The sequence below is a fragment of the Rickettsia peacockii str. Rustic genome (assembly GCF_000021525.1).
Taxonomy (GTDB): domain Bacteria; phylum Pseudomonadota; class Alphaproteobacteria; order Rickettsiales; family Rickettsiaceae; genus Rickettsia; species Rickettsia rickettsii.
The window spans coordinates 250617-274059 of record NC_012730.1 but is presented as its reverse complement, the minus strand read 5'-3'; the positions used below and the strand labels follow the sequence as shown (position 1 = coordinate 274059).

The window sequence follows — 23443 nt, the reverse complement described above, 5'->3', positions numbered from 1 at the left end:
AAAGCTTAATTGCTTTTCTATGTTAAATAGTTTAATTTAGGAGAGAAAATAATTAATTAAATCTCTAATATATGAGCGATTTATTCAGCTTTAACAAAGAAAAGAAAAATAAGCTAGTCGATAATAACTATAGTGCAAAAGATATTGAAGTATTAGAGGGGCTTGAGCCTGTTCGTAAAAGACCGGGGATGTATATCGGGGGTACTGATTCAAATGCTATGCATCATTTAGTATCTGAGGTGCTGGATAATGCTATGGATGAAGCAGTCGCCGGCTTTGCAAGTATCATCACGATAAAAATGCATCATGATCATAGTATTACTATATTTGATAACGGTCGCGGTATCCCTATTGATAATCATCCTAAATTTCCTGACAAATCAGCTTTAGAAGTAATTTTAACTACTCTTCATTCAGGAGGTAAATTCTCAAATAATGTTTATCATACTGCAGGCGGATTGCATGGTGTTGGAATATCGGTAGTAAATGCTTTATCTAAACATTTAGAAATAAAGGTTTATAAACAAGGTAAATTATATAGCCAAAGTTATTCTAAAGGAGAAAAATTAACTGATTTAATATGTGAAGAAGCATCTAAAAGGCTAAGAGGTACATCAATAAATTTCACTCCCGATCCGGAAATTTTTAGTGAAAAATTACATTTTAATCCTAAAAAGATTTATGAGCTTGCAAGGTCAAAAGCTTATTTATATCGCGGTGTTACTATAGAATGGGTATGCGAAGTAGAAGTACAGTCAGATATACCTAAAAAGGCATTAATAAGTTTCCCGAACGGTTTAAAAGATTATTTAAGTTCAAAAATAACTTTAGATAATTTAGTTATTCCGGAAATTTTTGCAGGTAATATAGAGTCTACGCCGGACAGGATAAAACTTGAATGGGCGATTTGTTGGCAAAATAACGATAGCTCGGCATTTGTTCAATCATATTGTAATACTGTTCCGACTCCTCAAGGAGGAACACATGAGCAAGGACTTAAGTCGGCTATTTTACGTGGGCTTAAAGCATATGGTGAAATGATAGGGAATAAAAAAGCTGCTAATCTAACTATTGAGGATATTTTAGAAACTACAAGTGTCGTACTTTCTATTTTTATAGCTGAGCCGTCTTTTCAAGGACAAACTAAGGAAAAATTAGTATCAAACGGTGTAAGTAAACCGGTCGAGAATATAATAAAAGATCATTTTGACCATTTTCTTAGTAGCGATAAAGCTTTAGCTACTAATTTACTTGAGCATGTAATTAGCATTGCTGAGTTTAGAATCAGTAAGAAAAACGAAAAAAATATTTCCCGTAAAAATGCCACTCAAAAATTACGTTTACCCGGTAAACTTGCCGATTGCACACGCACTTCACCTGAAGGGACGGAATTATTTATTGTAGAAGGTGATTCGGCAGGAGGCTCTGCAAAACAAGCACGTAATAGAGAAACGCAAGCAGTATTACCGCTATGGGGTAAAGTTCTAAATGTTGCGAGTTCTACGCTTGAGAAAATCGTTAATAATCAAGCAATACAAGATTTAGAAATAGCTCTTGCCTGCGGTAGTTTAAAGAATTATAAAAAAGAAAATCTGCGTTACGAAAAAATAATTATTATGACTGATGCAGATGTTGACGGTGCTCATATAGCTTCGCTATTAATGACTTTCTTTTTTTTACGAATGCCGAAATTGGTAGAAGAGGGGCATTTATATCTAGCTAAGCCTCCGCTTTATCGTTTAACGCAGTCTAATAAAACTTATTATGCAGGCGATGAAGAGGAAAAAGCTAAGTTAACGGATAAATTATTAAAAGCTAGTAAAGCTAAAATTGAAGTAGGTAGGTTTAAAGGTCTCGGTGAAATGATGCCTGCACAATTAAAGGAAACTACTATGCATCCGGAAAAAAGATCGCTTTTAAAGGTAACTTTAGAAGATTTTCAAAATGTTGATAAAATAGTAGATGATTTAATGGGTAAAAAGCCGGAAAAAAGATTTCAATTTATTTATGAACAGGCTTTAGTTAAAATGGATAAAATTATTAGTGAGCTGGATATTTAATCGTTATTGCGAGGAGCCGTAGGCGACGCGGCAATCTCGTCAAATATCCTGAGATTGCTTCGTCAAATTACTTCGTAATTTTCCTCGCAATGACGCTTTGCTTAAAAAACACACATATTTGGAGTATTATGTTATTACGTTTAATTATAACACTATTTTTTATTATAAATTCTATTTGTGCATTTGCAGAAGGAGAAAAAGAAACTGAAAATAAAATATCAAATCAGGAAGCTTATAAGCAATTTCAAGACGTATTTGAACGTATCGAAAAGGCTTATGTGCAGGTACCAGATAGGCAAAAAATGATAGATGAAGCAATTAACGGTATGTTAAACTCACTTGATCCCCATTCAAGCTATTATACCGATGAGGATTTAGAAGATATTTTTACTTTTACAAAAGGTGAATTCGGCGGAATCGGTGTTGAAATAATGTATGATAGCGGAGCAATTAAGATAATATCGCCTATTGACGATTTGCCGGCTTTCAAAGCAGGGCTTAAAGGTGGGGATTATATAGTAGGCGTGAATGACGAGTTAGTCTCTACGCTTGGTCCTAATAAAGCTATAAAAGAGATGCGTGGTACGCCTGGTACTAAGGTTAAATTGTTGATAATTAAGGAAGAAGAGGCAAAACCGCAAGAGCTAGAGCTTACTCGCGAAATAGTAAAAATCAAGCCGATAAAAGCACATTTAGAAAAAAATAATATTGCATATATACGTATAACTACTTTTAATGAGTCAACAATTTCTGAGCTGAAGGCAGCAGTAAAGAAGTTAAAAACTGAGAGTAAAGATGACCTTAAAGGTATAATTCTAGATTTACGTAATAATGCCGGAGGTATACTCGATCAAGCTATTGCTGTTAGTGATTATTTTATTGATTCCGGTGTAATTGTAACAACAAAAGGTAGAACTACATCAAGTAATAGCGAAATTAAAGCAAATGAGTTTTCGTTAAAAGTTCCCAAAGTACCTATGATAGTTTTAATAAATGGTAATTCTGCCTCTGCCTCGGAAATAGTTGCCGGAGCTTTGCAAGATCATAAAAGAGCAATAATACTTGGCACTAAGTCTTTCGGTAAAGGATCAGTTCAGGCTTTAACGCAAATCAATTCTAGGGCTGCCGTAAAACTGACTATATCTAAATATTACACCCCAAGCGGTCGTTCTATTCAAGCAGAAGGAATAGAGCCTGATATTTTAATTGAGCCGGCGAAAGTTGAGTATCCAGAAGTGAAAAAAATAGATAAGCGTTTTTCTGAGAGTTCTTTAAAAAATTATTTGAAGAATGATAATGAAAAAAACAAAGATAATTCATCTAAAAACAAAGATAGCCAAAAAGAAACAAAAGCCCAAAATAATAAACAAGAAGAGAATGAATTATCGGAATTATACAAAAAAGATTATCAATTTGCTCGTGCTTATGATGTAATTACAGGGTTGATTATTAATAAGAAGCTGGAAACAAAAGAGAGAGTTAAACAAGAAGATAAGTAGAGAGGATAATATCATTCTCGGTTTTGCTGCATGGATAGATTCTTCGTCATAAGCTACGGAAAAACTGTAAGTTTTGTACGTACGCGATCTCAGGAACCCTGGTTTATGAGATTGCCACGCTCCTTTTAGTCACTCGCAATGACGATTTGTTATGCGAGCAAGCCTTCCGCAGGGATGACATCAGTTGAGTTAAAAATAACTACTAGGTCTTATAATGAACCATAATAAGTATATAGTAAGATTGTCATTCATTATATTGTTTCTTAATATTGTCATAAATATGATGTTTTATCGTTATTTTATGATAAAAGAAATGATAGTAAAACAAGTGGCTTTGGAACATACTAAAATTGTAGAACTTTACACTGATAATATTTGGAATACTCATCAGAACGTAATCAGTAAATTACACAAATTCGATTATTTAAAACTATTACAAGATCAAGATTTTATTAATTTTGCAAAGATTACCGCTCAATGGTTCACCAATCTTAATATTAATATTTCTCTCTACGATCTCAAAGGTAATAAATTCATCACTAGTAATATGTTACATATGTATAGTGTAGACAATTATAAAGATGATAGTTTGGTTGAGATAGTTACCGCAAAAATCGATAAATTTTTTTTAAAATCCTTTACTTCAAAAGCTCCGCTTCAAGATGCTTTTGAAGGTATTACAAGTCATATATTATTACCAAGGGTAGTAATAGAAAATGAAAGTGATTTAACAGTGGAAGAGGCTTCTTTTGTTACTAGCTATATCCCTGTTATAAATAATAATTTAGATTTTCCCGTAGATGCAGTATTTGAGATTAACACTAATATTACCAGCCAGTGGCAAAATATAACCTCTCTTGAGCAAAAGGTTTTTATAACTTTTATCATTATTTTTATAATATTCTGCACTATAATTATTAGTAATACTAACTATGCTAGACAAATCATTGAGGAGCAGCTTGAAATAAATAGAAATTTAAAAGCTCAAATAGTAAAAGTAGAAAAAACCAGCTCTTCAAATACAAAGTTTTTTGCTAATATTAGTCATGAATTGCGTACACCGCTTAATGCTATAATAGGCTTTTCGGAAATTCTTATGTCGGAAAGAGATGCAGAAAAAAGTAAAAATTATATTAAAGATATAAATGATGCCGGTAAGCATTTGCTTAGTATGATTAATGATATTTTAGATCTTTCTAAAGCTTCTGCCGATAAATTAAAAGTAGATAGTATAGATCTTGATTTAAATAAATTAATTCGTTCTTCGCTGATACTTGTTAAGCCTCGTGCCGATCAAGCCGAAGTGGCTTTAATTAGTAGATTACCGAAAGAGCATGTGGTTATAAAGGCTGATCCAAAAAGGCTAAAACAAGTATTCTTAAATCTTTTATCAAATGCCGTGAAATTTACAAATTCCGGAGGGAGTGTTACTATTGCACTTGAAAAAGATGAGTTAGCAAAATTAGTATATATAAAAGTTATAGATACCGGCATCGGTATTGAGGAAAAAGATATCCCAAAAACTTTATCGGCGTTCGGTCAAATTGATAGTGAGCTTAGTAGAAAATATGAAGGTACCGGTCTTGGGTTGCCGCTTACTAAAAAGCTGGTTGAACTTATGAACGGTAAATTTGATTTGCAAAGTAAGATAAATGAAGGTACCACCATAACAATAACGTTTACATATGATGGTAGTATTGAAATATAAAAAATTGTGTGGAATATTAAAAAAATTTCGGTATTATAAAAAAATTATAAATTTTTAAAAAATATATGAAACTGATTGTCTTATTATTTACTTTTTTATTTTCTATGTTTTCTTTCGGAGAAAGCGAAACTATTAAAGGAAAGCCTTTAAAATATGCAGCAAATAATGATTTTGAAAATAGACTAGATGAACAGGAACAAGAAATCAGAAGGCTAATCGGTAAAGTTGAGGTTTTACAGCATAAAATTGATATGCTAACGCAGAACTCAAATATTTCAAATCAAGAAGAAAATACTGAAGTTTTAGAAGCCGGTGATTCAAAAAAACAAGATGTTTTTGATATAGCTTTGCTTAAAGATATGCCGGATAATGCGCCTAAAAAACCTATTGCGGTTAATAAGGATATAGCTCCTGATAAGCAAGCCTACGATTTGGCTCTTGCTGCTTATAAAGATAATAAACTTACTGAAGCAAAAGATAAGTTTAAAAATTTTATCCAAAAATATCCTAACAGTTTGCTAATTAGTAATGCTTATTTCTGGTATGGGGAATGCTTTTTTAAACAAAAAGACTATAACGGGGCAGCGGTTAACTATTTAAAAGGCTATAAAGAGTTACCGAAAGGGGCAAAATCTTCCGATGGGTTATTGAAGTTAGCACTTTCCTTAGGCGAACTAAAAAAAACTCAGGAAGCATGTAATATGCTTGCTAAGTTTGATAAGGAATTTCCAACTAATAGAACTGCCGCATCCAAGAAAATGGCAGAAGATGCTAAGATTAAATTTGGCTGTAAAAATAAATAAAAATAATAAAATATGACTGATATTTTGGATGAAGTACTGAGTGATCAAAATGAAGAAAAAAGGTTAATTTTTTTCAAAAAGCTTTTACCTATAATAATAATCATTTCTATAATAGCTATTACTATAATGGTTGTTATTAATAATAATAAAGATAAAAGAATTAAAAATAACCAAAAAAACGGAGATATTCTTGTTAAGACTGTTGGTTTGGAAACAACAAAAGATAATGAAGAATTAGCTTTTAATACTTTAGAGAATTTAGTGACTACTAGTAATACTAAAATCAAAGAAATAGCTGCATTAGAACAAGTAGCCATAAAGATTTCAAAAAAAAAATATTCAGAAGCGAAAGACCTGCTTAATAAAATTATTGAAAATAAAGAATATTCCGAAATTTCTACTTCTTATGCACGTATTTCATGGTGTAGTCTTGTTATTGATGATCACAATCTAGATATTCAAGATAAAGAGAAATTGACCAAATATTTAAACTATTTTGATGACGAGAAAAAACCTTTTTGGGCTACAGCAACTATTATAAAAGCTATGTGGGATATTAAGAATAATATGAAACCGCAAGCAGAAACAAATCTAAAAAATTTATTAATTTCAAATAATATATCTGATCTAATAAAAGATCAGGCTAAAGCATTGCTTGTAAATTTAAATAAATAATAATTCGTACTTAAGGAAAAATATGACAAAAAAAATAGCACTTCTGTTATTACCGTTTATTTTAATTGCATGTAACGGGCTTGGACCAACAAGGGTAAAAAATATTGTTGAGTTGACTCCTAAATTAGCAATTCAGACTCATGAGCCTATATATTTAGATTCTAATGCAAATATATATGCATTTAATGCAAATATGCTTAAGAATAAACAGTATAGTTTCGCTAGAAGTAAAACGATTACCGAGCCGGTTTTTATAGGCGATATGATTTATGCATTGGATATTAGATCGAATATTTCTGCATTTTCTATAGAGAAAAATAAGATTATTTGGTCTTATAATTTAAGTAGACATAAAAAAGATAATTATATAGGCGGCGGAATTTTACACCATAACGGAAAATTATACGTAACATACGGTTCAAGGTTGTTAGTAGTGCTAGATGCAAAATCAGGTTATGAAATAATTAGAAAAGAACTTCCGGATATTATTAGAATTAAGCCTATTGTGCTCAATGATAATACTGTCTTAGTGCAAACTATCAGTAATCAAACTATTGCTTTAAATGCAGAAACTTTAAAAACCTTATGGGAACATGAAAGCCTAGCGGAAGTTTTGTCGGCTAGTTATTTTATGACGCCGATAGTACAGCATGACAATGTAATAGTAACTTATAATTCCGGGCAAATACTTGCCTTAAATATAACAAACGGTGAAGTAAAATGGAATTTTGAGTTTACAAATCTTAATGATCGTACAGCTATACCGAATTTTGACGAATCAAGTATTTTATGTACTCCCGTTCATGATAATATGAATCTGTATATAGCAACCGGTCTTGGTAAGCTTATTAAGCTTAATGTAGCAACCGGCAGTGTGATTTGGCAGGTAAATGCCGAGGATATTCAATCAATGTCTTTAATCGGTAATAGTCTATTTGTAACAAATAATGCTAGACAAATAGCAGCATTTAATCCTGAAACAGGGAAAGTAAAGTTTGTAGCTGATTTAAATGATGGACAAGATCCTAAGAAACTAAAATCTGCTGCTTTTTTAGTACCTTTTGTTGGAGTTAATAATAACAATAAGCGAAGTTTAAATGTTATTTCCGTTAACGGTGTTTTATATAGTTTTGATGTTGATAATAATGGATTACACATGATACCTCATGTTGTCAAAATTATAAAAAATATTCGTTATTATGGGCTAAGAGCAAATAATAATTTATATTTTTCTACCGATAGAAAAATAATATTTGGAAGTAAATAAATTATATTTAGCTTGACAGATAGCGGGTATTAATGCTATTAAATATGTTGCTTGATTCTTTAATTTTAAATTCTAATTAAAAAGATACTATTGTGAAAACTTACTCGGCAAAGCCATCGGAAATTGAAAAGAAATGGTGGGTCATAGACGCAAAAAATATTGTACTAGGACGACTCGCTAGCAGAGTTGCTAATATGCTACGCGGTAAGCATAAGCCTAGCTTTACACCTCATTTAGATTGTGGTGATAATATAATCATAATAAATGCGGAGCATGTAAAATTAACAGGTAAAAAAGCAAATCCCAAAGACGGAAAAATATATTACAGATATACAGGATTTCCAGGTGGGATAAAAGATACTACGGCAGGTAAAATCTTAAGTGGTAAACACCCTGAGAGAGTTATTAAAATGGCCGTAAAAAGAATGATTACAAGAAATGCTTTAGGTGCTAAGCAAATGAGTAATTTGTATGTTTATGCAAATGGTGATCATCCTCATATGGCACAGCAACCTACTGTTTATGATTTTGCAAGCCAAAATCCAAAAAATAAAAAGTAATAGAATATGCCCGAGTTAAAAATTAAAACAGAAAAAGTAGAAAAGCAGTTAACTAAAGAACCTTTAGTATTAAAAACTCCTAAAGAAAAAATAGATAATTTAGGCAAGTTTTATGCTACAGGTAAAAGAAAAAATGCTATAGCACGAGTATGGCTTAAAGTAGGAAAAGGAAAAATAGTTGTTAATAAAAAAACAATAGCCCAGTATTTTCCTTCTGAAACTTATGTGAAAACTATCTTACAGCCGTTTGTCTTAACAAAAACTATTGATCAGTATGATATAATTTGTACTGTTAGAGGTGGAGGAATTTCAGGACAGAAAGGTGCTATTTTACATGGAATTTCTAAAGCTTTAGATAAATCTGCTCCGGATTTTCATGCTATTTTGCGTAAAGGTGGTCTTTTAACACGTGATTCTAGGGTAGTAGAGCGTAAGAAATACGGACAACGTAAAGCACGTAAGAAAACACAATTCTCTAAACGTTAAGATACAATTTGAGAAGTTGCTAGTCAATTGTTGCATGGATCAATTTTTTATTGTCAGCCCGCGACTTGATCGTGGGATCCAGCTTAAAATATTTAAATTAATTAGTATTTTAAGTTATTTTTTTGGGATACCGTGGTCAAGCCACGGTATGACACTAAGTACATTTTCCAAGCCATGCAACCGCTTTTATCTAGAATGACACTTCTTAACAAATTAAATTATATAAACACTTTTCCCCTGGCGGGGTAGCTCAGCTGGTTAGAGCGACGGAATCATAATCCGTGTGTCGGGGGTTCAAATCCCTCCCTCGCTACCATTCATCCGTCTTTTTGACAGTTCTATAGTAAACTGATTTGAACTTTGTGCTTCGTTGTTCATCCTCTCGTCTATTATATATATAGGTTCTACCTTCGTGCCTGGCACAAAATGGGGGTGAGTTTACTATAGTACTGTTAACAGTCCCATAGTTTTTAATAAAATTTTGTATAAGATAAATATTAGACTTCTTGCATAACCTATTGTATAAAGAGGAATTTGAAGGAGGCACAGAACATAGAACCGGAGCGTAGCCAAATCTATGTAAGGATTCGAGTACCAGATCCACATTACCTTTAGAAAGAGATTATGTCAAGGAGTCTATTTTATATTAGGTTCTGTGAAGATCTCTAAAACGATTTGATTTGCACTAAAAAATATCTCAAAATAAAATCAATTAGAAATCTTTACAAAGCCTAGCATTTTATGAAATTGATTTTAACAAGTTTAATTTTTATATTTATGAGCTTTCTTCCAATATATGCTAAATCCTTACTTAAAGGGTTCATGTATCTGAAAGATATCGACCCTACAATTATTCAAAATATGCATTATTATTCAGATGAAAATTTTGTTGGTAAAAAGGTAGATGGTTATAAAGCACCGGAAGCAATTTTAACCATATAAGCTGTTAAGGCTCTTAAAGCAGTACAAGCTGAGATACAAAAAGATGGTTATTCACTGATTATATGCATATAGACCACAAAAAGCTGTACAACATTTTTAAGATGGAGCAAAGATAATATTGATCAAAAAAATAAGGAAAGCTTTTACCCATATATAGATAAGTCTAAATGTTTTATATTAGGTTATATAGCTGAAAGATCTAGTCATAGTAGAGTACTGTAGATTGATCAATAATAAAGCTTCAGAAGGAAGTTAATAATAATTCTGAAGTCATTATTAAGAGAAAGCTGAAAGACGCGCGTGTTATAATCCTCTTTAGATGACAATACGGTAGACATGTATACTTCTTTTGACTTATTGGATGAAGCTTTACCTCATGATAGTAAATTAATTGATAAGCAATATTTAGCAAAACGTAATTATTTATGTTCTAAGATGCAAAAACATAATTTTTAAAGCATGTAAAATTGAGTGGTGGCATTATACAACTTGCAGATGAGCTTTATAAAGATCAATATTTTAACTTTGATATAGAAAAAAAACTATGACAGTATTCAGTGAGAAAAGATGCATACCATGTGAGGGTGGAGTTCCGCCACTTGAGAAAAAAGAAATTGATAAGTTATTAGTTCAATTACAAAGTGAGTGGCAAGTGAATGCATTAGGGCCTCTTTATAAAAAATATAAATTTTCTAATTTTATAAAAGCTATGGAATTTGCAAATAAGATAACTGAAATTGCAGAGCAGGAAGCACATCATCCCGATTTAACTATATCTTGGGGAGCATGTAGTGTGGAAATATGGACTCATAAAATCGACGGTCTTATGGAAAACAACTTTATATTGGCTGCAAAGATAGAAAGTAAAATCTAATTATTTTCAGGTTGAATTACTTAAGTGAAAAGAATAATAGCAAAAATCACACAAGTATCAACAGCTAAACGATGGTTTCTTATTAAATTAATTGAATTATAACAATAATCTTAATAATATTTAATAATAAGACATGTTATAATAAACATGAAGTAACGTTATGCCAAATTATCATATTAAATTTTTACCAAATATAGTTAAGTTAATCGGTTATTTTTGTAGACTTATTTTATTACCAAATTTAATACCAGCTGATTCCAGTGAAAATAGTTATGACCAAAGCCTTGATAGAAATAAGGTATATTCTGTACATTTAAAACCTTTTTCTAATACCTCTACATATTTTTGAGATGAGCATCCTGATCATACCTTTGTACATATTGCTGATAAAAAATATATTTTATATGGATTGGTTAGAGAGCTAAAATTTGCGTTTGAAGATATAAATTCATGATTTTTAATGCCGGAAACTCAAATTGATACGGTTAATTGGGAAACTGAAACAACAACAAATTACTGTCTAAGTAATTTCATTATAAACTTATTTCATATAAGAGAAGTAAAAGATTCTATTGCTAATATAACTATATCTAATCTAGCAAATGCATTTACTGCACATATAATCGGTGATAATAATTAATAACCTAATAAAGAATGATAGTACGTACATATTATATGATTGCATCTAGTTGCGATAAAGATTAGTTTATTGTCTAGAGGAACAAATGAGTGTGCTGTATTTACTTTAGGCAATAATACGGATATTTCATTATTTAGTGCTATAAATGAATTGAAGGTGATAAAGAGGTAAATAGTGCTGTTCTACAAGTACTATATATATAAAATTTTTACTGAATTAATGATTCAAATTCTTTTACGACGGCTTGGTAAAGTTTACGTTTAAATGGTATTATAATAGATAAGAGTTCATCAAGTGATGCCCAACGCCATTGGTCAAATTCCGGATTAGAGGTATTTATATTAATATCTTCGTTATTTCCGGTAAACCTAATTAAAAACCAGCGTTGTTTTTGTCCACGAAAATTACCGTTCCACAGTTTAGGTATTAAAAAGCTTGGTACATCATAACTATACCAGAATTTGCTTTCGGCAATAATATATCCTTTATCGCTGCCTATTTCTTCTAACATCTCACGCATTGCTGCAATACTTGGTGTTTCGCCGGGAACTATCCCACCTTGCGGCATTTGCCATGCAGATATTTTTGTATCTATTCTTTTACCGACGAATATATGGTTATCGGCATTTAATATCATCATGCCGACCCCTGGTCTATATGGTAAATCAAGATGTTTTTTGGAAGAATTGCTCATTATTTTTTTACTTTAAAAAATCAATTATAATTTTACTACTTTATTTTTACCCGTTGTTTTAGCTTCATACATAGCTTTGTCAGCACGTTCAATGAAAGATTCTATTGATTCTTCTTTTTTATATTTCGTAACTCCGATTGAAATAGTTGTTTTTAAAGGTTCAATTTGATCTTCAATGTGAAAATTCATATATTCTATTTTAATTCTAACTCTCTCCGCAGTTTCAATTGCTTTAGAAATATCTATATCCGTTAAGAGTATAGTAAATTCTTCACCGCCGAATCTTGCTATTAAGTCTGTTACTCTGAGAGTATTCTTCAAAATACGGGATACAATTGTTAAAACCTTATCGCCTGCTTGATGACCGTAAGTATCGTTTACATGTTTAAAATTGTCGATATCGCACATAAGTAAATATAATTTAATACTTTCTTTATTAGTTTTCTCAATAATTTGTTTGAGATGTATATCGAAATAGCGACGATTAAATAAGCCGGTTAGACCGTCTTTAACTGCTAAATTGACACTTTGTTCAAGATCATTACGTAAATTATCTTGATATTGCTTACGTCTTAATTGTGTTCTAATTCTAGCAAGCAATTCGCTTTCCTCTATAGGATAAACGAAATAATCATTAATACCAAGTTCAATACCTTTCACAACCAAAGGCATACCGTCTTCATCAATTTGTAAAATTATTACTACGCCGCTTATTTCTGCTTTACCTCTTAAAATAACACTGATCCTCAAAGGATCGTCATTTTCGAGCGTACTACTGATAATTACTAAATCGGGGGTATATTCATTTATAATATCTAATTCATCGGAATTACTTATTACCTTTACGTTTTGGGTAAGCTTAAGTAACATTTGTTTTATATTTTTAGCTTGTACCACATCATCATTAATTAGTAATATTTTTTTATCTGCAAAAGTGTCATGCATTTCGATATTTGTTACGCCTAATAATGCATTAGTGCTATTACGAAGCTTTAACTCATCAATTAAGCTTTTCATTCTAGATAGCGATTTAAGTCTTACAAATAGAGCAGTATCGTTAATCGGCTTTGTTAAAAACTCATCAGCTCCTGCCTCAAGACCTTTAACTCGATCATCAATATCGGAAAGTGCAGTTACCATTACAACCGGTATATGAGTAGTTTCCGGATCGGTTTTTATCGTTTTACATACCTCACATCCATCCATTTCCGGCATCATAACATCAAGTAGTATAATATCAATTTTTTCTTTTTTAAGAATTGCTAGTGCTTCTTTACCGCTATTTGCAGTAAGAACCGTATAATACTCTTTTAAAAGTTTGGCTGTTAGTAACTTAATATTGGGTTCTATATCATCTACTACTAATATTGTGGTCATAAGATTAAATTCTTGTTTTTAAAGGAAATAATTTGTATATTTATACTTTAATTTTAAGTCTTAAATGTATGATATATGAAAATTTCAGCAAATTCAATTAGAACAGGTAACATATTAGTGTATAATAATGATTTATGGGTTGTCAGCAAAACACCGGAACATACTCAACCCGGGAAAGGTGGAGCTTATGTACAAGTTGAGATGAAAAATTTAAAAACAGGGACAAAGCGTAACGAAAGATTCAGTTCTGCCGATTATTTAGACAAAGCTGAACTTGAACAAAAAGATTATCAATTTTTATATTTTGAAGGTGATGATTTGGTATTAATGGATACTAAACATTTTGATCAAATAAATATTTCCAAGGAAATGTTAGAAGAAAAATTATCTTTCTTAACTGAAAATATTATTGTTAAAGTCGAATTTTATAATGACAAGCCTTTAAATATTGAGCTTCCTCCAACTGTTATACTTGAAATTAGTGAAACTGATCCGGTAATAAAAGGAGCAACCGCTACCGCTTCTTATAAACCAGCAATTTTAGAAAACGGTATTAAAGTTAAGGTCCCGCAATATTTAGAAATAGGAGAAAAAATTGTTGTTAAAACTGATGATATGACATATGTCGAGCGAGCGAAGTAAGCTGTTTTATTGAACTATGGATACCACCCTGTCATTGCGAGCAGCCGTAGGCTGTGTGGCAGTCTCGTCAAATATCCTGAGATTGCTTAGTCAAAACTTACAGTTTTTCCTCGCAATGACGACTTTCAGCATCCACTCAGGCAATGCTTTTAGCTAGGAATGGTATCAATTTTTTAAAGCCATACGACATAATTTCTAAAACTAATATCTTAAATTAAAAATATCAAATGCAACCTATAACTAATTTATTAATTAATGCCCTGCGTAAAGCTGTTAAGTTTTTGCATAGAGATTTTTTAGAACTCGAAATGCTACAAAAAAACTCTGTAAGAAATGAAGAATTTTGTAAGCGATCTTATTTAAAATTAAAAACTTTATTATGTGAAGAATTACAAAAATATACACAATATTTATTTTTTCCGGAGGATAAATTCGATTTAAATAATAATTATGAGAGTGTTTTTTTAATTAATCCTATAGATAGCCCAAATAATTTCGCCAGAAGCATACCTTTTTTTGCGATATCCGTAACTTATTTAAAAAGGAATCAAGAAGTTTTAATTCCTACTTCTACAGTAATATATTTTCCTGCTCTTAATGAAATTTATTATGCTGAAAAAGGTAAGGGAACTTGGATAGAAAAAAATAATTTAAACTCTAATTATCAAGGATTAAGACTGAGAGTTTCCGATAATGCCGATTTAAAAAACTGTTTAGCAATTATTGAAGGTGTAAATCATAATGATTTGGAGGAGATAGAGGTAGATAATATTAGATCTTTTGGTTCTCTTTGCTATGGGGCTACGCTTGTAGCGTCAGGTAAAGCGGATTTAATATGTTTATCATTATTAAATTTTACATTATATTATGCATTTGAGCTTTTTATTAAGGAAGCAGGCGGGATAATTATAGATTCTAGCGATAAATTTCTATATTCAAATCGTTATATTGCTAAAAAACTTAAAAAATATTAGACAAGAAATTATTTTAGATTTGCATTTTTATTGTTATAATAATATTAATATAATTATTAATTCATAAAGTTATGGCACATTATAAAGAGTTTGAATTTGACTGCGATTTTAGTGGACAAAGAGCCAAGTTTAAGTTTTATATAGGTACGCCTCAAGAAGGGCATCATCCGCTACAATTTCAAGCAAAATGGTTATCTGACGAAAGAGGTGGTACTATTCCTGATGATGTTATGAAAGCAATATCACAGCTAAATGATCTTGCCAAAAAAAACGGTGTTCCACTCCCGGATTTATGCGTATATGCTCTTGGTTCTGCGCAAGAAGTCCAAGCTACCCCTCAAGACGAAGATGAAAACGAGAGTGAGAACCAAGAGGATAAAGCAGAGCAGGCATAGTTAAAAATAATAAGGAGATTCATAGAGATTAAAATGAAACAATATAATGATTTATTTAAAATTATTCACCGCGAAGGATATATATTTATTGCTAGCTTTGCATTAGTAAGTTTTTTATTAGCATCATTTAATGAAAAACTTGGCTGTATTGGATGTATTGCTACTGCTTGGTGTATTTATTTTTTCCGTAATCCTGATCGCTTTGTGCCTATAAGTGATGATCTGGTAATAAGTCCTGCAGATGGAATAATTCAAGAAATTAAGGAAGCATTGCCGCCTCCGGAATTAGGACTTGGTGATGTGGAAATGATTAGAGTTAGTATTTTTCTAAATATTTTTAATGTCCATGTTAATAGAATCCCGGCAAACGGAAAAATTTTAGCACTTCATTATAATCCAGGAAAATTTTTTAATGCTTCACTCGATAAAGCTAGTATTTATAATGAGCGTCAATCAGTATTAATGGAAACTGCTCAAGGTCAGAAAATTGTTTTTGTTCAAATAGCCGGACTTATAGCAAGGCGTATAGTTTGTGATTTAGAAGAGGGTAATGAAGTTAAAACGGGCGAGCGATACGGTATAATTCGTTTCGGTAGCAGAGTAGATGTTTATCTACCGTTGAAAACAGCTTTATTAGTGAGTAAAGGGCAGACTGCTATAGGCGGTGAAACTATCATTGCTGATTTTGGACGTAAAAAGACAACAGAATTTAAGTTTGATAGGAAGTAGCCTCATAACTTTAAAACCGTCATTGCGAGCAGCTGTAGACATGGTTTGTTTATGTCATTCCCGCGTAGGCGGGAGGGAATCCAGTGAAACGTATAAAAAACAAGTTTTTTATCTGTTTATTTTATCAAATATATAATTTTGTACCAATTAAGATTATTTTTTTCTGGATTCCTGCTTTCGCAGGAATGAGACATTGACAGCCATGCAATCACACTGTTTTTTCCTTGCAATGACATGATAAATACATTTTGAGTATAAAAATTGTTAAAAATTCGTAAATCTATAATAACTAAGCCTGTACCTCTAATAAAATTAATTCCCAACTTTATTACGTTGCTTGGTTTAGTAACCGGTATGAGTTCTATAAAATTTGCTTTGGATAGCAGATGGGAACTTGCGGTATATTGCATTATAGTAGCGGCAATTATTGACGGTATCGACGGTAGAATAGCAAGGATGCTAAATGCAGTTAGTCCATTTGGTGCAGAGCTTGATTCATTATGCGATTTTGCTAATTTCGGTATAGCTCCTGCCTATCTGATATATTTATGGTCTTTTCAACAATATGAGTATAAGGTATTTTCATCAGCGGTAATGTTATTATTTATAGTGTGTATGGCACTACGTTTAGCTCGCTTTAACGTTGGTATTTATCAACCGAAACAAGATAAAACTGACTATTTTTTTACCGGTGTACCTGCCCCATGCGGTGCTTTACTTGCTTTAATGCCTGTAATGATAGATTTTGAAATCGGTACGTTATTAAATATCAATACCCGTACTCATACTATAACAATTAATATATATTTGGCTATTATAGCTTTTCTACTTGCTAGTAGGCTTCCTACAATCTCAACAAAAAATTTGAGTATTAAACCTGAATATTTATCGCTTGCAATGATTTTAGTTGCTATTGTTATTATAAATCTTATCATATATCCATGGTATTCACTGCCGTTAATTGCAGTTATATATATTCTTTCTATACCAATTTGTTATTTTTTTAAACATAGAGGGTATTGGTAAAGTTAATTATGCCGAGTGTATTACAACAAGCTATCGACAAATATAAACATCATCCATTTACTAAATATGTAATTATTATAGCCTTAATCATATTTATTTATTTGGGATATAGAATTTATGTTTGGGCCAATACACAATCTACGGATAATGCTTACATAGATGCAGATATTTCAAATGTTAGTGCTGAAGTTAGCGGTGTTTTAACAAAGTTATTTGTTACCGATAATACTAAAGTTAATAAAGGCGATCTGATAGGTGAAATTGACGATAGAGATTATAAGGCAAAGCTTGCAGCACTTGAAGCATCTATTGAAGCTTGCATAAAAAATATAGAAATTATAGAGCAAAAAATCTCAATAGGGCAGAGTAGCCTAGAGCAAGCAGCTGAAAAATTAAAGCTTAATAAAATAAGCTTTGATATTGTTGCAACAGATTTTATGAGAGTGCAGGAGTTAAATAAGGCAAGATTTGCTAGCTCTAAAACGTTAGATGATTCTAAAAACGCATATCAAAAAGCCAAAACGGATTATAAACAAGCACAGTTAGATTTAGATATATCTAAGCAACATTTACAGCTTCTTGATCTTGAAAAAGCAGCAGAACAGGAAAAACTTAAAGAGCTAACAGAAAATAAAAAAGTAACCTTAAGGAGCTTACAAAATACTAAACTTATTGCTATGGTACCCGGTATATTCGGTAATAGTAGTTTAGAAGTCGGAAATTACATAGTACCGGGTAGGGCGTTGTTTTCTATAGTTCAAGATAATACTATGTATATTCAGGCTAATTTTAAAGAAACACAAATTCAGAAATTTAAGTCCGGCATGAAAGTCAAAATTGAATTTGATGCTTTGCCTAAAAAGGTAATTTACGGGAAGATTCGTAATATTGCTCCTGCGACCGGCTCTAAATTTAGCTTAATCCCACCAGATCATGCTACCGGTAATTTTACTAAAAGCGTACAACGTGTACCTGTTTTAATAGATTTTGAATCCCCAAATGCTAATCTAGTTCCCGGCATGTCAGCAATCGTATCCATTAGAACGGATCAAAGTATGTAATTTTTGTTAAAAAATAGCAATAATTATTCTATTAAAAGTACATATTCTAGTATTTATTTACTGATTACTTAAAAAGCTATATAATATGAGTAATACCAAAAGTAATAATTAATATGCAAAGATATTTAGATCCCACTAATTGATAGTGTATTTAAAAAATCTTTCGTGATTTAGAGAGGTTCAAGGAATTTATCAATGCAGTTCTTGAACTACCTGAGGGGCTTAGAATTAAAGCAATAGAATTTATACCTGTAGAGCAAGTACCTATGCTCGATAAAGGGAACAAGAAGCATATTTGATTTAAAGGTTAAAGATGAAGCCGGTAGCTGGTATATAATCGAGATGCAAAAAAGAATGAAAGCGATTACTTAAAAAGAGTGCAATATTATTCTGCTCATTCTTACGTACAGCAACTTACACAAGGAATAAAGCATAAAGATTTATTACCGGTAATAGTTATTTCACTTATTAAGACTAAAATGCTTGAAACCAAAACAAATAAGCAATATTTATTTGATTTTTCCTATGTATTTATAGAGCTTAAAATTTTGATAAAGATAAGCTTGAAACTACTATAGATGTAGAAGTCAAGATTTGATCTTACAGACACTATAAATTTTGCACCTGATTGTCAGTTAAATTTTGACTGTCAGAGACGTATTCAAGATACAAGATTTCATTATTCTTTTCAACAGCTAATTTTCTACTATCCTTAAAAGTTTGCATAGGAGTTTTTCCATAACAATATTTTCCTGAATGTGGTCGCTCATTATTGAAATGCTCTAACCAAATATCAAGATCTAATTGTAAATCATCAAGATCTGTATAAATCTTTTTCCGCATAGCTGTATCAAAGAATTCTTGTTTCATGGTTTTATTAAAACGCTCACACATACCATTTGTTTGGGGAGAATATGCCTTAGTTGTAGTATGCTCTATACCTTCGATACTTAGAAACAACTCAAAAGCATGATGCTCTATATTCCCCTTATATTCTGACCCACGATCTGTAAGAATACGAAGTATTGGTATCCCTTGGGTCTCGTACCATGGTAACACGCGGTCATTAAGCATATCAGCAGCAGTTAAAGCTGTTTTATCAGTATATAGTTTAGCATCAGCTACCCTAGTATAGCTATCAATAAATACCTGAGAATAAACCTTACCTATACCTTTGAAATTACCTACATAATACGTATCCTGACATCCTAGATAACCTGGATGCTGCGTCTCAGTTTCTCCATGAGCTTCTCTTTCATTACGACGCTCCTCTAGCACTTGTAATTGAGATTCAGTAAGAACAATACCATCCTGAGCCATCTTTGCTTCTAATGCTTTAAGCCTTTTACTGATATTGTTTAAATCATTACGTAACCAAATTGATCGCACTCCTCCAGGCGATACAAGTATACCGCTCTTCTTAAGCTCATTTGATACTCTTAGCTGACCATATGCTGGATATTCTATTGCCATATCCATTACTGCTTTCTCTATCGCTGGATCAACTCTATTCGCTATTATTGGCTTTCTTCGACTAATTTCATATAATGCCTCTTCGCCACCAGTTTCATACAGTGCTTTAAATCTGTAATAACTATCTCTACTATAGCCCATCGCTTTACATGCTGATGATATGCTACCAAGACTCTTAGCTAGTTCTAGTAACCCTATTTTTGGCTTTATTATTTTTTGATTTAAGTTCATTTTTCATCTCCATTTAATAATTAATTTATTTTACTAAATGTAAGATATAATCTCAACTATTACAAATAAATATTGCAATATTAAGGATTTTGAAGAAGATTTATTTTGGAAAAATTGGCAAGAAAATTTTTAACTTACAAAATTGCTTGGCAAAATTTCTTTATGGTCATACCTGTTGTGTCTACAACTTTTCACTCATTCGATAAAATGTTGGCAACATCCGAACATAATGAAATTCCTTGGTTATTTATTGATGAAGCAGGGCAGATACCGCCACAATACGCAGCTAGTGCTATTTGCAAATCAAAAAAAGTCGTAGTAGTCGGTGATCCGCTGCAAACAGATCCTATTTCTATATTAAAGCAAGATTTAATGAACAAATTATGTGAACATTTTAAGGTTTCATATCCTGAGTGGTCACCTTCGGAAGTTTCATTGCAAAACCTAGCTGACCGTAATTCTTTATATCAAACAAAAATAGATGATGTTACGGTTAGTTTCCCTTTATGAGTGCATAGAAGATGCCAAAATCTGATGTTTAAAATATGTAACAAAATAGCTTACGGTGATAAAATGATTTTTGCTACCTCTGACTGTAACTCTGATATTAGAACGATTTTAGGTACTTCAAAATGGGATATAAAAGATAATAAGGTTCAACGTTATAAATATGAATCGGAAGCCGAATTTCAAAAATTACTAGAGTTATTAAAACCAAGTATTAAAAGAGAAAAATGGGGATGATTTGCTCAAACAAATTTACATTATTACAATGTATAAAGATTACAGTGAATCTATTCGTAGAAAATTGAATGAAATATATGACGATTCAAGATATGAGAAAACAATTCAAGCATTTGGATATAAAAATATCGCCACTATTCATGCATTTCAAGGCACAGAAAACGATACGGTAATAATCTACTAGGAGCTCAGCATCCTCTTGATAAAGGTGCACGAAATATAATGACGCAAAAGCCAAACGTTTTAAACGTCGGTATTAGCAGAGCTAAAAATAACCTTTATATTATCGGTAGCCTTGAGATTTGGCTGAAACATAAATATATGCCGGAAATCTTATACTTAGATAGCACTACAAGAATTGGTTAACTGTCTAGACTGGCGGGGGGTATGTTATGCAAACCCTTAACCAGTTTAGATTAGCCTTGATTCAGGCTACGCTTAGGCCTGTTTATGCATTAGTACCAGCTCCAAATATTTAGTTTAAATATATTTATACCCCATGCTCATTAGTCCGGCTAAAATAAGCTCCTTATCATCATTATTAATTGCTTCGTAGATTAAATTAGGGCTTAGTAATGTAGTGGCCACTTGTAGCAATTCTGGATTATTGAAAAGCGGTTGGTAATAAATCCTTTGTTATAAATGTAATTATACTAGTGGATTCGTTTATTTCTTGAAGTATTATTGTCTCAATTTTCTTTCTGAAATCTATAACTGTTCCTTTAGTAATTTTGCCATCTAAAAGTTGCCCCATCCAGTTTGTTATTTGCTCTATACTAACATTGTTTTCTAAAGTTTGTACTTTACTTGATATTTCATTTATTTGTGTTTGTATCACTGCACTATCTTTAATGTTAGCAGTTTCTCATTTCGTAATTATTTTTTTACTGTTGTGTTGAATATATTTAACTTTTGTTGCGTTTGTTTTTCTGCCATTTCATTAACTTCATCTTCTAAATCTACAACTGTCCCCTCGGTAATTTCGTTTCCTATAAGCTCTGTTATACTTTGAGTTATATTTATTATGTCGTTTTTATCTGTTAGCTTCTGAACCTTATTAAGTATTCTATATAAGCTATTCTCTATTATGGGCTTGTCTGCTTCATCAATATTAGTACTATTTTGTAAGTTAAAAATTATCTTGCCTATTATTTGGTAAATATTTGCTTCCTCTGCAATAATAAGTTTTTCGTCCTCGTTCTTATATATATATTTGTTTTATTGAATTGATTATTTAGCTCATTTACTCTTAAAGTTAATAAGTCATATATATTTTTAAAATTATTTTTTATAACTAAATTTAATACTGTTTCACCTTTATTATTAACATGATGCATAGCTTGAATAGTCGTTCTAGGTATTAATATAACTCACAAACCCTTTCTAAACCCTTCCCATACAGCTAAAGTTAAGGCTATAGTACCATAAGTTTTGGTAATTAATAGCCGGATCGCTCATTAGAGGGATTAGTTGCATGCATACTTTACTTAAGTCTTTACTAGCAGCATAAGTTAAAACCGTTTCACCATTGCTATTAATAGTACTAATAGCCTGATTAGACATTTTAGAGATTAGTTGCAAACTTTATCTAATCCTTTATAAGCAGCTAAAGTTAAAGCCGTATCGCTGTTATCGTCTATCTTGTTAAGCGTGTCACCGTTTAGCTCTTTAACTAAATTTTCTGCTTCTTCTTCCTTACTTTCTTTTATTACTAAAATTAGTTGATTATATTTTAGCTCATCAAGCTTGAGGTTTTGCTGTTGTTTTTCTTGTTCTTCCAATAGTTTTCTTTTTTCTTCCTCTACTTGTTGTGTTTCTAGTTCTTGCTTTTGCTGTTCTTCATATTTCTTTTCTGCTTTTTTTGGTTATAGTTTTATTTCTGTACAGATATTCATTAATTATTTTAAATGTTGCCTCGCCTATGTTGTTCCAAGGAAGATAAAGCGACGTTAAAGATTTATTATCGCTTAAGTTTGTTGCTAAGTCTCTTGTTCCAGCATCGCCTATTTGGTTATTCCAAAGACTAAGCGACGTTAAAGATCTATTAGCTTTAAGTGCTGCAGCTAAATCTTTTGCTTGTTCATCAGTTATATTGTTATTACTAAGGTCACTTGTTGTACTTTCGGATAATCTTTTGTGCCAGTTTGTTTTAAAAATGTTTAGTATGAACATAATTATATCCTTATTACATTCTATAAATTTTAATATTTTGTTAAAAATGAGCTATAGACAGAATCATAATAAGAAACTTTAAGAACGCAATAGAAATTTAACTAAAAGCATAAATAAATTGGAATTGATTTAGGGAATTTTTGAATATATAGAAGATTAAGAGAGATAATTTTAATAAATGATAATAATTACAATTAGTAATTTAATATATTAGTTAATTATTTTAAACAATCAGTTACTACATTTGCAGCAACCGCAATCTCATTAGCAATTGAGGTTGTGCCTGTTGCACTTAAGGACAATGACCGCTCTATTTGCCGACGTGTCACTAAGTATAGTACCGGACAATTTTTAAAAAGCCCTAGATGTCATCCCTGCGAAAGCAGGGATCCAGGCTAAAAAATCTTAATT

At 31.5% G+C, this 23443-nt stretch carries 28 protein-coding genes, 1 tRNA gene and 4 pseudogenes; 27 read left to right on the top strand and 6 right to left on the bottom strand.

Translation table 11 applies throughout. The features are described from left to right. The first annotated feature begins 71 nt into the window (after window positions 1-71). From parE to RPR_RS01670, 15 genes and pseudogenes are all read left to right on the top strand, one after another. Entirely contained in the window at window positions 72-2060 is a 1989-nt protein-coding gene (gene parE / locus RPR_RS01735) for a DNA topoisomerase IV subunit B (protein WP_012736496.1), read from the top strand. A 128-nt stretch (window positions 2061-2188) separates the two neighbouring features. Further along, entirely contained in the window at window positions 2189-3559 is a 1371-nt protein-coding gene (locus RPR_RS01730; RefSeq protein ID WP_012736495.1) for a S41 family peptidase, read from the top strand. Window positions 3560-3773: 214 nt separating this feature from the next. Further along, entirely contained in the window at window positions 3774-5267 is a 1494-nt protein-coding gene (locus RPR_RS01725; protein ID WP_012736494.1) for a sensor histidine kinase, read from the top strand. A gap of 65 nt (window positions 5268-5332) precedes the next feature. Beyond that, window positions 5333-6070: a tol-pal system protein YbgF gene (gene ybgF, locus RPR_RS01720; RefSeq protein ID WP_012736493.1), complete on the top strand. Its 738-nt coding sequence runs from the start codon at window positions 5333-5335 to the stop codon at window positions 6068-6070. 12 nt (window positions 6071-6082) lie between these two features. Continuing rightward, complete coding sequence (locus RPR_RS01715; protein ID WP_012736492.1) at window positions 6083-6745, top strand: DUF2659 family protein; 663 nt, start codon at window positions 6083-6085, stop codon at window positions 6743-6745. Window positions 6746-6767: 22 nt separating this feature from the next. Beyond that, complete coding sequence (locus RPR_RS01710) at window positions 6768-8012, top strand: outer membrane protein assembly factor BamB (protein WP_012736491.1); 1245 nt, start codon at window positions 6768-6770, stop codon at window positions 8010-8012. A 92-nt stretch (window positions 8013-8104) separates the two neighbouring features. Next, on the top strand, window positions 8105-8572 hold the full coding sequence (gene rplM, locus RPR_RS01705) for a 50S ribosomal protein L13 (protein WP_004996373.1): 468 nt from the start codon (window positions 8105-8107) through the stop codon (window positions 8570-8572). Between the two features lie 6 nt (window positions 8573-8578). Beyond that, window positions 8579-9058 (top strand): 30S ribosomal protein S9, encoded by a 480-nt coding sequence (gene rpsI, locus RPR_RS01700; protein WP_012736490.1) that lies wholly within the window; start codon window positions 8579-8581, stop codon window positions 9056-9058. Between the two features lie 34 nt (window positions 9059-9092). Further along, window positions 9093-9257 (top strand): hypothetical protein, encoded by a 165-nt coding sequence (locus tag RPR_RS08480; RefSeq protein ID WP_187145797.1) that lies wholly within the window; start codon window positions 9093-9095, stop codon window positions 9255-9257. Window positions 9258-9297: 40 nt separating this feature from the next. Then, window positions 9298-9374: transfer RNA gene (locus RPR_RS01695), tRNA-Met, on the top strand. A 425-nt stretch (window positions 9375-9799) separates the two neighbouring features. Beyond that, the gene (locus RPR_RS01690; RefSeq protein WP_010976975.1) at window positions 9800-10000 is read left to right on the top strand and encodes a hypothetical protein; all 201 of its coding nucleotides are present in this window, start codon (window positions 9800-9802) and stop codon (window positions 9998-10000) included. A gap of 336 nt (window positions 10001-10336) precedes the next feature. Next, window positions 10337-10499, top strand: a pseudogene (locus RPR_RS01685) (peptidase M15). A gap of 45 nt (window positions 10500-10544) precedes the next feature. Then, window positions 10545-10874, top strand: a complete 330-nt coding sequence (locus RPR_RS01680; protein WP_012736489.1) for a 4a-hydroxytetrahydrobiopterin dehydratase — start codon at window positions 10545-10547, stop codon at window positions 10872-10874. Window positions 10875-11034: 160 nt separating this feature from the next. Beyond that, a pseudogene (locus RPR_RS08895) lies at window positions 11035-11328 on the top strand (hypothetical protein). Between the two features lie 6 nt (window positions 11329-11334). Then, a pseudogene (locus tag RPR_RS01670) lies at window positions 11335-11563 on the top strand (hypothetical protein). Between the two features lie 159 nt (window positions 11564-11722). Here RPR_RS01670 and RPR_RS01665 read toward each other — a convergent pair. Both RPR_RS01665 and RPR_RS01660 read right to left on the bottom strand, forming a co-directional pair. Then, window positions 11723-12208, bottom strand: a complete 486-nt coding sequence (locus tag RPR_RS01665) for an RNA pyrophosphohydrolase (RefSeq protein ID WP_004996360.1) — start codon at window positions 12206-12208, stop codon at window positions 11723-11725. 24 nt (window positions 12209-12232) lie between these two features. Next, window positions 12233-13585: a PleD family two-component system response regulator gene (locus tag RPR_RS01660; RefSeq protein WP_012736488.1), complete on the bottom strand. Its 1353-nt coding sequence runs from the start codon at window positions 13583-13585 to the stop codon at window positions 12233-12235. 75 nt (window positions 13586-13660) lie between these two features. Here RPR_RS01660 and efp point away from each other — a divergent pair, with 75 nt between their 5' ends. The 8 genes and pseudogenes from efp to RPR_RS01620 all read left to right on the top strand — a co-directional run bounded on the left by efp (window position 13661) and on the right by RPR_RS01620 (window position 18990). After that, entirely contained in the window at window positions 13661-14227 is a 567-nt protein-coding gene (gene efp, locus RPR_RS01655) for an elongation factor P (protein WP_012736487.1), read from the top strand. A 227-nt stretch (window positions 14228-14454) separates the two neighbouring features. Further along, window positions 14455-15201, top strand: a complete 747-nt coding sequence (locus RPR_RS01650) for an inositol monophosphatase family protein (protein ID WP_012736486.1) — start codon at window positions 14455-14457, stop codon at window positions 15199-15201. A gap of 71 nt (window positions 15202-15272) precedes the next feature. After that, window positions 15273-15596: a DUF2610 domain-containing protein gene (locus RPR_RS01645; RefSeq protein WP_010976982.1), complete on the top strand. Its 324-nt coding sequence runs from the start codon at window positions 15273-15275 to the stop codon at window positions 15594-15596. 33 nt (window positions 15597-15629) lie between these two features. Then, window positions 15630-16325, top strand: a complete 696-nt coding sequence (locus RPR_RS01640; protein WP_012736485.1) for a phosphatidylserine decarboxylase — start codon at window positions 15630-15632, stop codon at window positions 16323-16325. A gap of 261 nt (window positions 16326-16586) precedes the next feature. Then, window positions 16587-17351 carry a CDP-diacylglycerol--serine O-phosphatidyltransferase gene (gene pssA / locus RPR_RS01635; protein WP_010976983.1) on the top strand — a complete coding sequence of 255 codons (765 nt, stop codon included), beginning with the start codon at window positions 16587-16589 and terminating at the stop codon, window positions 17349-17351. 8 nt (window positions 17352-17359) lie between these two features. Then, a complete protein-coding gene (locus RPR_RS01630) occupies window positions 17360-18412 on the top strand; it encodes an HlyD family secretion protein (protein WP_012736484.1) in 1053 nt (350 codons plus the stop codon). Between the two features lie 113 nt (window positions 18413-18525). Beyond that, a pseudogene (locus RPR_RS09860) lies at window positions 18526-18711 on the top strand (hypothetical protein). Between the two features lie 78 nt (window positions 18712-18789). Then, the gene (locus tag RPR_RS01620) at window positions 18790-18990 is read left to right on the top strand and encodes an Rpn family recombination-promoting nuclease/putative transposase (RefSeq protein WP_228368875.1); all 201 of its coding nucleotides are present in this window, start codon (window positions 18790-18792) and stop codon (window positions 18988-18990) included. A 31-nt stretch (window positions 18991-19021) separates the two neighbouring features. On the opposite strand, the gene RPR_RS01615 is transcribed toward RPR_RS01620, so the two are convergent. Next, window positions 19022-20116: an IS481-like element ISRpe1 family transposase gene (locus RPR_RS01615; RefSeq protein ID WP_012736483.1), complete on the bottom strand. Its 1095-nt coding sequence runs from the start codon at window positions 20114-20116 to the stop codon at window positions 19022-19024. A 105-nt stretch (window positions 20117-20221) separates the two neighbouring features. On the opposite strand from RPR_RS01615, the gene RPR_RS01610 reads away from it, so the two are divergent. From RPR_RS01610 to RPR_RS08885, 4 genes are read left to right on the top strand one after another with little or no spacing between them, the layout of a single operon-like run. After that, window positions 20222-20626 (top strand): AAA domain-containing protein, encoded by a 405-nt coding sequence (locus RPR_RS01610; protein WP_228368874.1) that lies wholly within the window; start codon window positions 20222-20224, stop codon window positions 20624-20626. A gap of 24 nt (window positions 20627-20650) precedes the next feature. Continuing rightward, window positions 20651-20860, top strand: a complete 210-nt coding sequence (locus tag RPR_RS01605; RefSeq protein WP_085065612.1) for a hypothetical protein — start codon at window positions 20651-20653, stop codon at window positions 20858-20860. A gap of 28 nt (window positions 20861-20888) precedes the next feature. Next, a complete protein-coding gene (locus RPR_RS08890) occupies window positions 20889-21044 on the top strand; it encodes a hypothetical protein (protein WP_266105320.1) in 156 nt (51 codons plus the stop codon). A 38-nt stretch (window positions 21045-21082) separates the two neighbouring features. Beyond that, window positions 21083-21226 carry a hypothetical protein gene (locus RPR_RS08885; RefSeq protein WP_228368872.1) on the top strand — a complete coding sequence of 48 codons (144 nt, stop codon included), beginning with the start codon at window positions 21083-21085 and terminating at the stop codon, window positions 21224-21226. Window positions 21227-21464: 238 nt separating this feature from the next. Here the strand turns inward: RPR_RS08885 and RPR_RS01595 are convergent, their stop codons facing one another. The 3 genes from RPR_RS01595 to RPR_RS01575 all read right to left on the bottom strand — a co-directional run bounded on the left by RPR_RS01595 (window position 21465) and on the right by RPR_RS01575 (window position 23032). After that, a complete protein-coding gene (locus RPR_RS01595) occupies window positions 21465-21698 on the bottom strand; it encodes a hypothetical protein (protein ID WP_085065611.1) in 234 nt (77 codons plus the stop codon). Window positions 21699-22431: 733 nt separating this feature from the next. Then, window positions 22432-22641, bottom strand: a complete 210-nt coding sequence (locus RPR_RS01580) for a hypothetical protein (protein WP_085065610.1) — start codon at window positions 22639-22641, stop codon at window positions 22432-22434. Window positions 22642-22699: 58 nt separating this feature from the next. Beyond that, on the bottom strand, window positions 22700-23032 hold the full coding sequence (locus tag RPR_RS01575; protein WP_085065609.1) for a hypothetical protein: 333 nt from the start codon (window positions 23030-23032) through the stop codon (window positions 22700-22702). Window positions 23033-23443: the final 411 nt, after the last annotated feature.

Coding starts and splice junctions, on each gene's coding strand:
- parE (WP_012736496.1), top strand. CDS start 72: ATGAGCGATTTATTCAGCTTTAACAAAGAAAAGAAAAATAAGCTAGTC.
- RPR_RS01730 (WP_012736495.1), top strand. CDS start 2,189: ATGTTATTACGTTTAATTATAACACTATTTTTTATTATAAATTCTATT.
- RPR_RS01725 (WP_012736494.1), top strand. CDS start 3,774: ATGAACCATAATAAGTATATAGTAAGATTGTCATTCATTATATTGTTT.
- ybgF (WP_012736493.1), top strand. CDS start 5,333: ATGAAACTGATTGTCTTATTATTTACTTTTTTATTTTCTATGTTTTCT.
- RPR_RS01715 (WP_012736492.1), top strand. CDS start 6,083: ATGACTGATATTTTGGATGAAGTACTGAGTGATCAAAATGAAGAAAAA.
- RPR_RS01710 (WP_012736491.1), top strand. CDS start 6,768: ATGACAAAAAAAATAGCACTTCTGTTATTACCGTTTATTTTAATTGCA.
- rpsI (WP_012736490.1), top strand. CDS start 8,579: ATGCCCGAGTTAAAAATTAAAACAGAAAAAGTAGAAAAGCAGTTAACT.
- RPR_RS08480 (WP_187145797.1), top strand. CDS start 9,093: ATGGATCAATTTTTTATTGTCAGCCCGCGACTTGATCGTGGGATCCAG.
- RPR_RS01690 (WP_010976975.1), top strand. CDS start 9,800: ATGAAATTGATTTTAACAAGTTTAATTTTTATATTTATGAGCTTTCTT.
- RPR_RS01680 (WP_012736489.1), top strand. CDS start 10,545: ATGACAGTATTCAGTGAGAAAAGATGCATACCATGTGAGGGTGGAGTT.
- RPR_RS01665 (WP_004996360.1), bottom strand. CDS start 12,208: ATGAGCAATTCTTCCAAAAAACATCTTGATTTACCATATAGACCAGGG.
- RPR_RS01660 (WP_012736488.1), bottom strand. CDS start 13,585: ATGACCACAATATTAGTAGTAGATGATATAGAACCCAATATTAAGTTA.
- efp (WP_012736487.1), top strand. CDS start 13,661: ATGAAAATTTCAGCAAATTCAATTAGAACAGGTAACATATTAGTGTAT.
- RPR_RS01650 (WP_012736486.1), top strand. CDS start 14,455: ATGCAACCTATAACTAATTTATTAATTAATGCCCTGCGTAAAGCTGTT.
- RPR_RS01645 (WP_010976982.1), top strand. CDS start 15,273: ATGGCACATTATAAAGAGTTTGAATTTGACTGCGATTTTAGTGGACAA.
- RPR_RS01640 (WP_012736485.1), top strand. CDS start 15,630: ATGAAACAATATAATGATTTATTTAAAATTATTCACCGCGAAGGATAT.
- RPR_RS01630 (WP_012736484.1), top strand. CDS start 17,360: ATGCCGAGTGTATTACAACAAGCTATCGACAAATATAAACATCATCCA.
- RPR_RS01615 (WP_012736483.1), bottom strand. CDS start 20,116: ATGAACTTAAATCAAAAAATAATAAAGCCAAAAATAGGGTTACTAGAA.
- RPR_RS01605 (WP_085065612.1), top strand. CDS start 20,651: ATGTTTAAAATATGTAACAAAATAGCTTACGGTGATAAAATGATTTTT.
- RPR_RS08890 (WP_266105320.1), top strand. CDS start 20,889: ATGTATAAAGATTACAGTGAATCTATTCGTAGAAAATTGAATGAAATA.
- RPR_RS08885 (WP_228368872.1), top strand. CDS start 21,083: ATGACGCAAAAGCCAAACGTTTTAAACGTCGGTATTAGCAGAGCTAAA.
- RPR_RS01575 (WP_085065609.1), bottom strand. CDS start 23,032: ATGTTCATACTAAACATTTTTAAAACAAACTGGCACAAAAGATTATCC.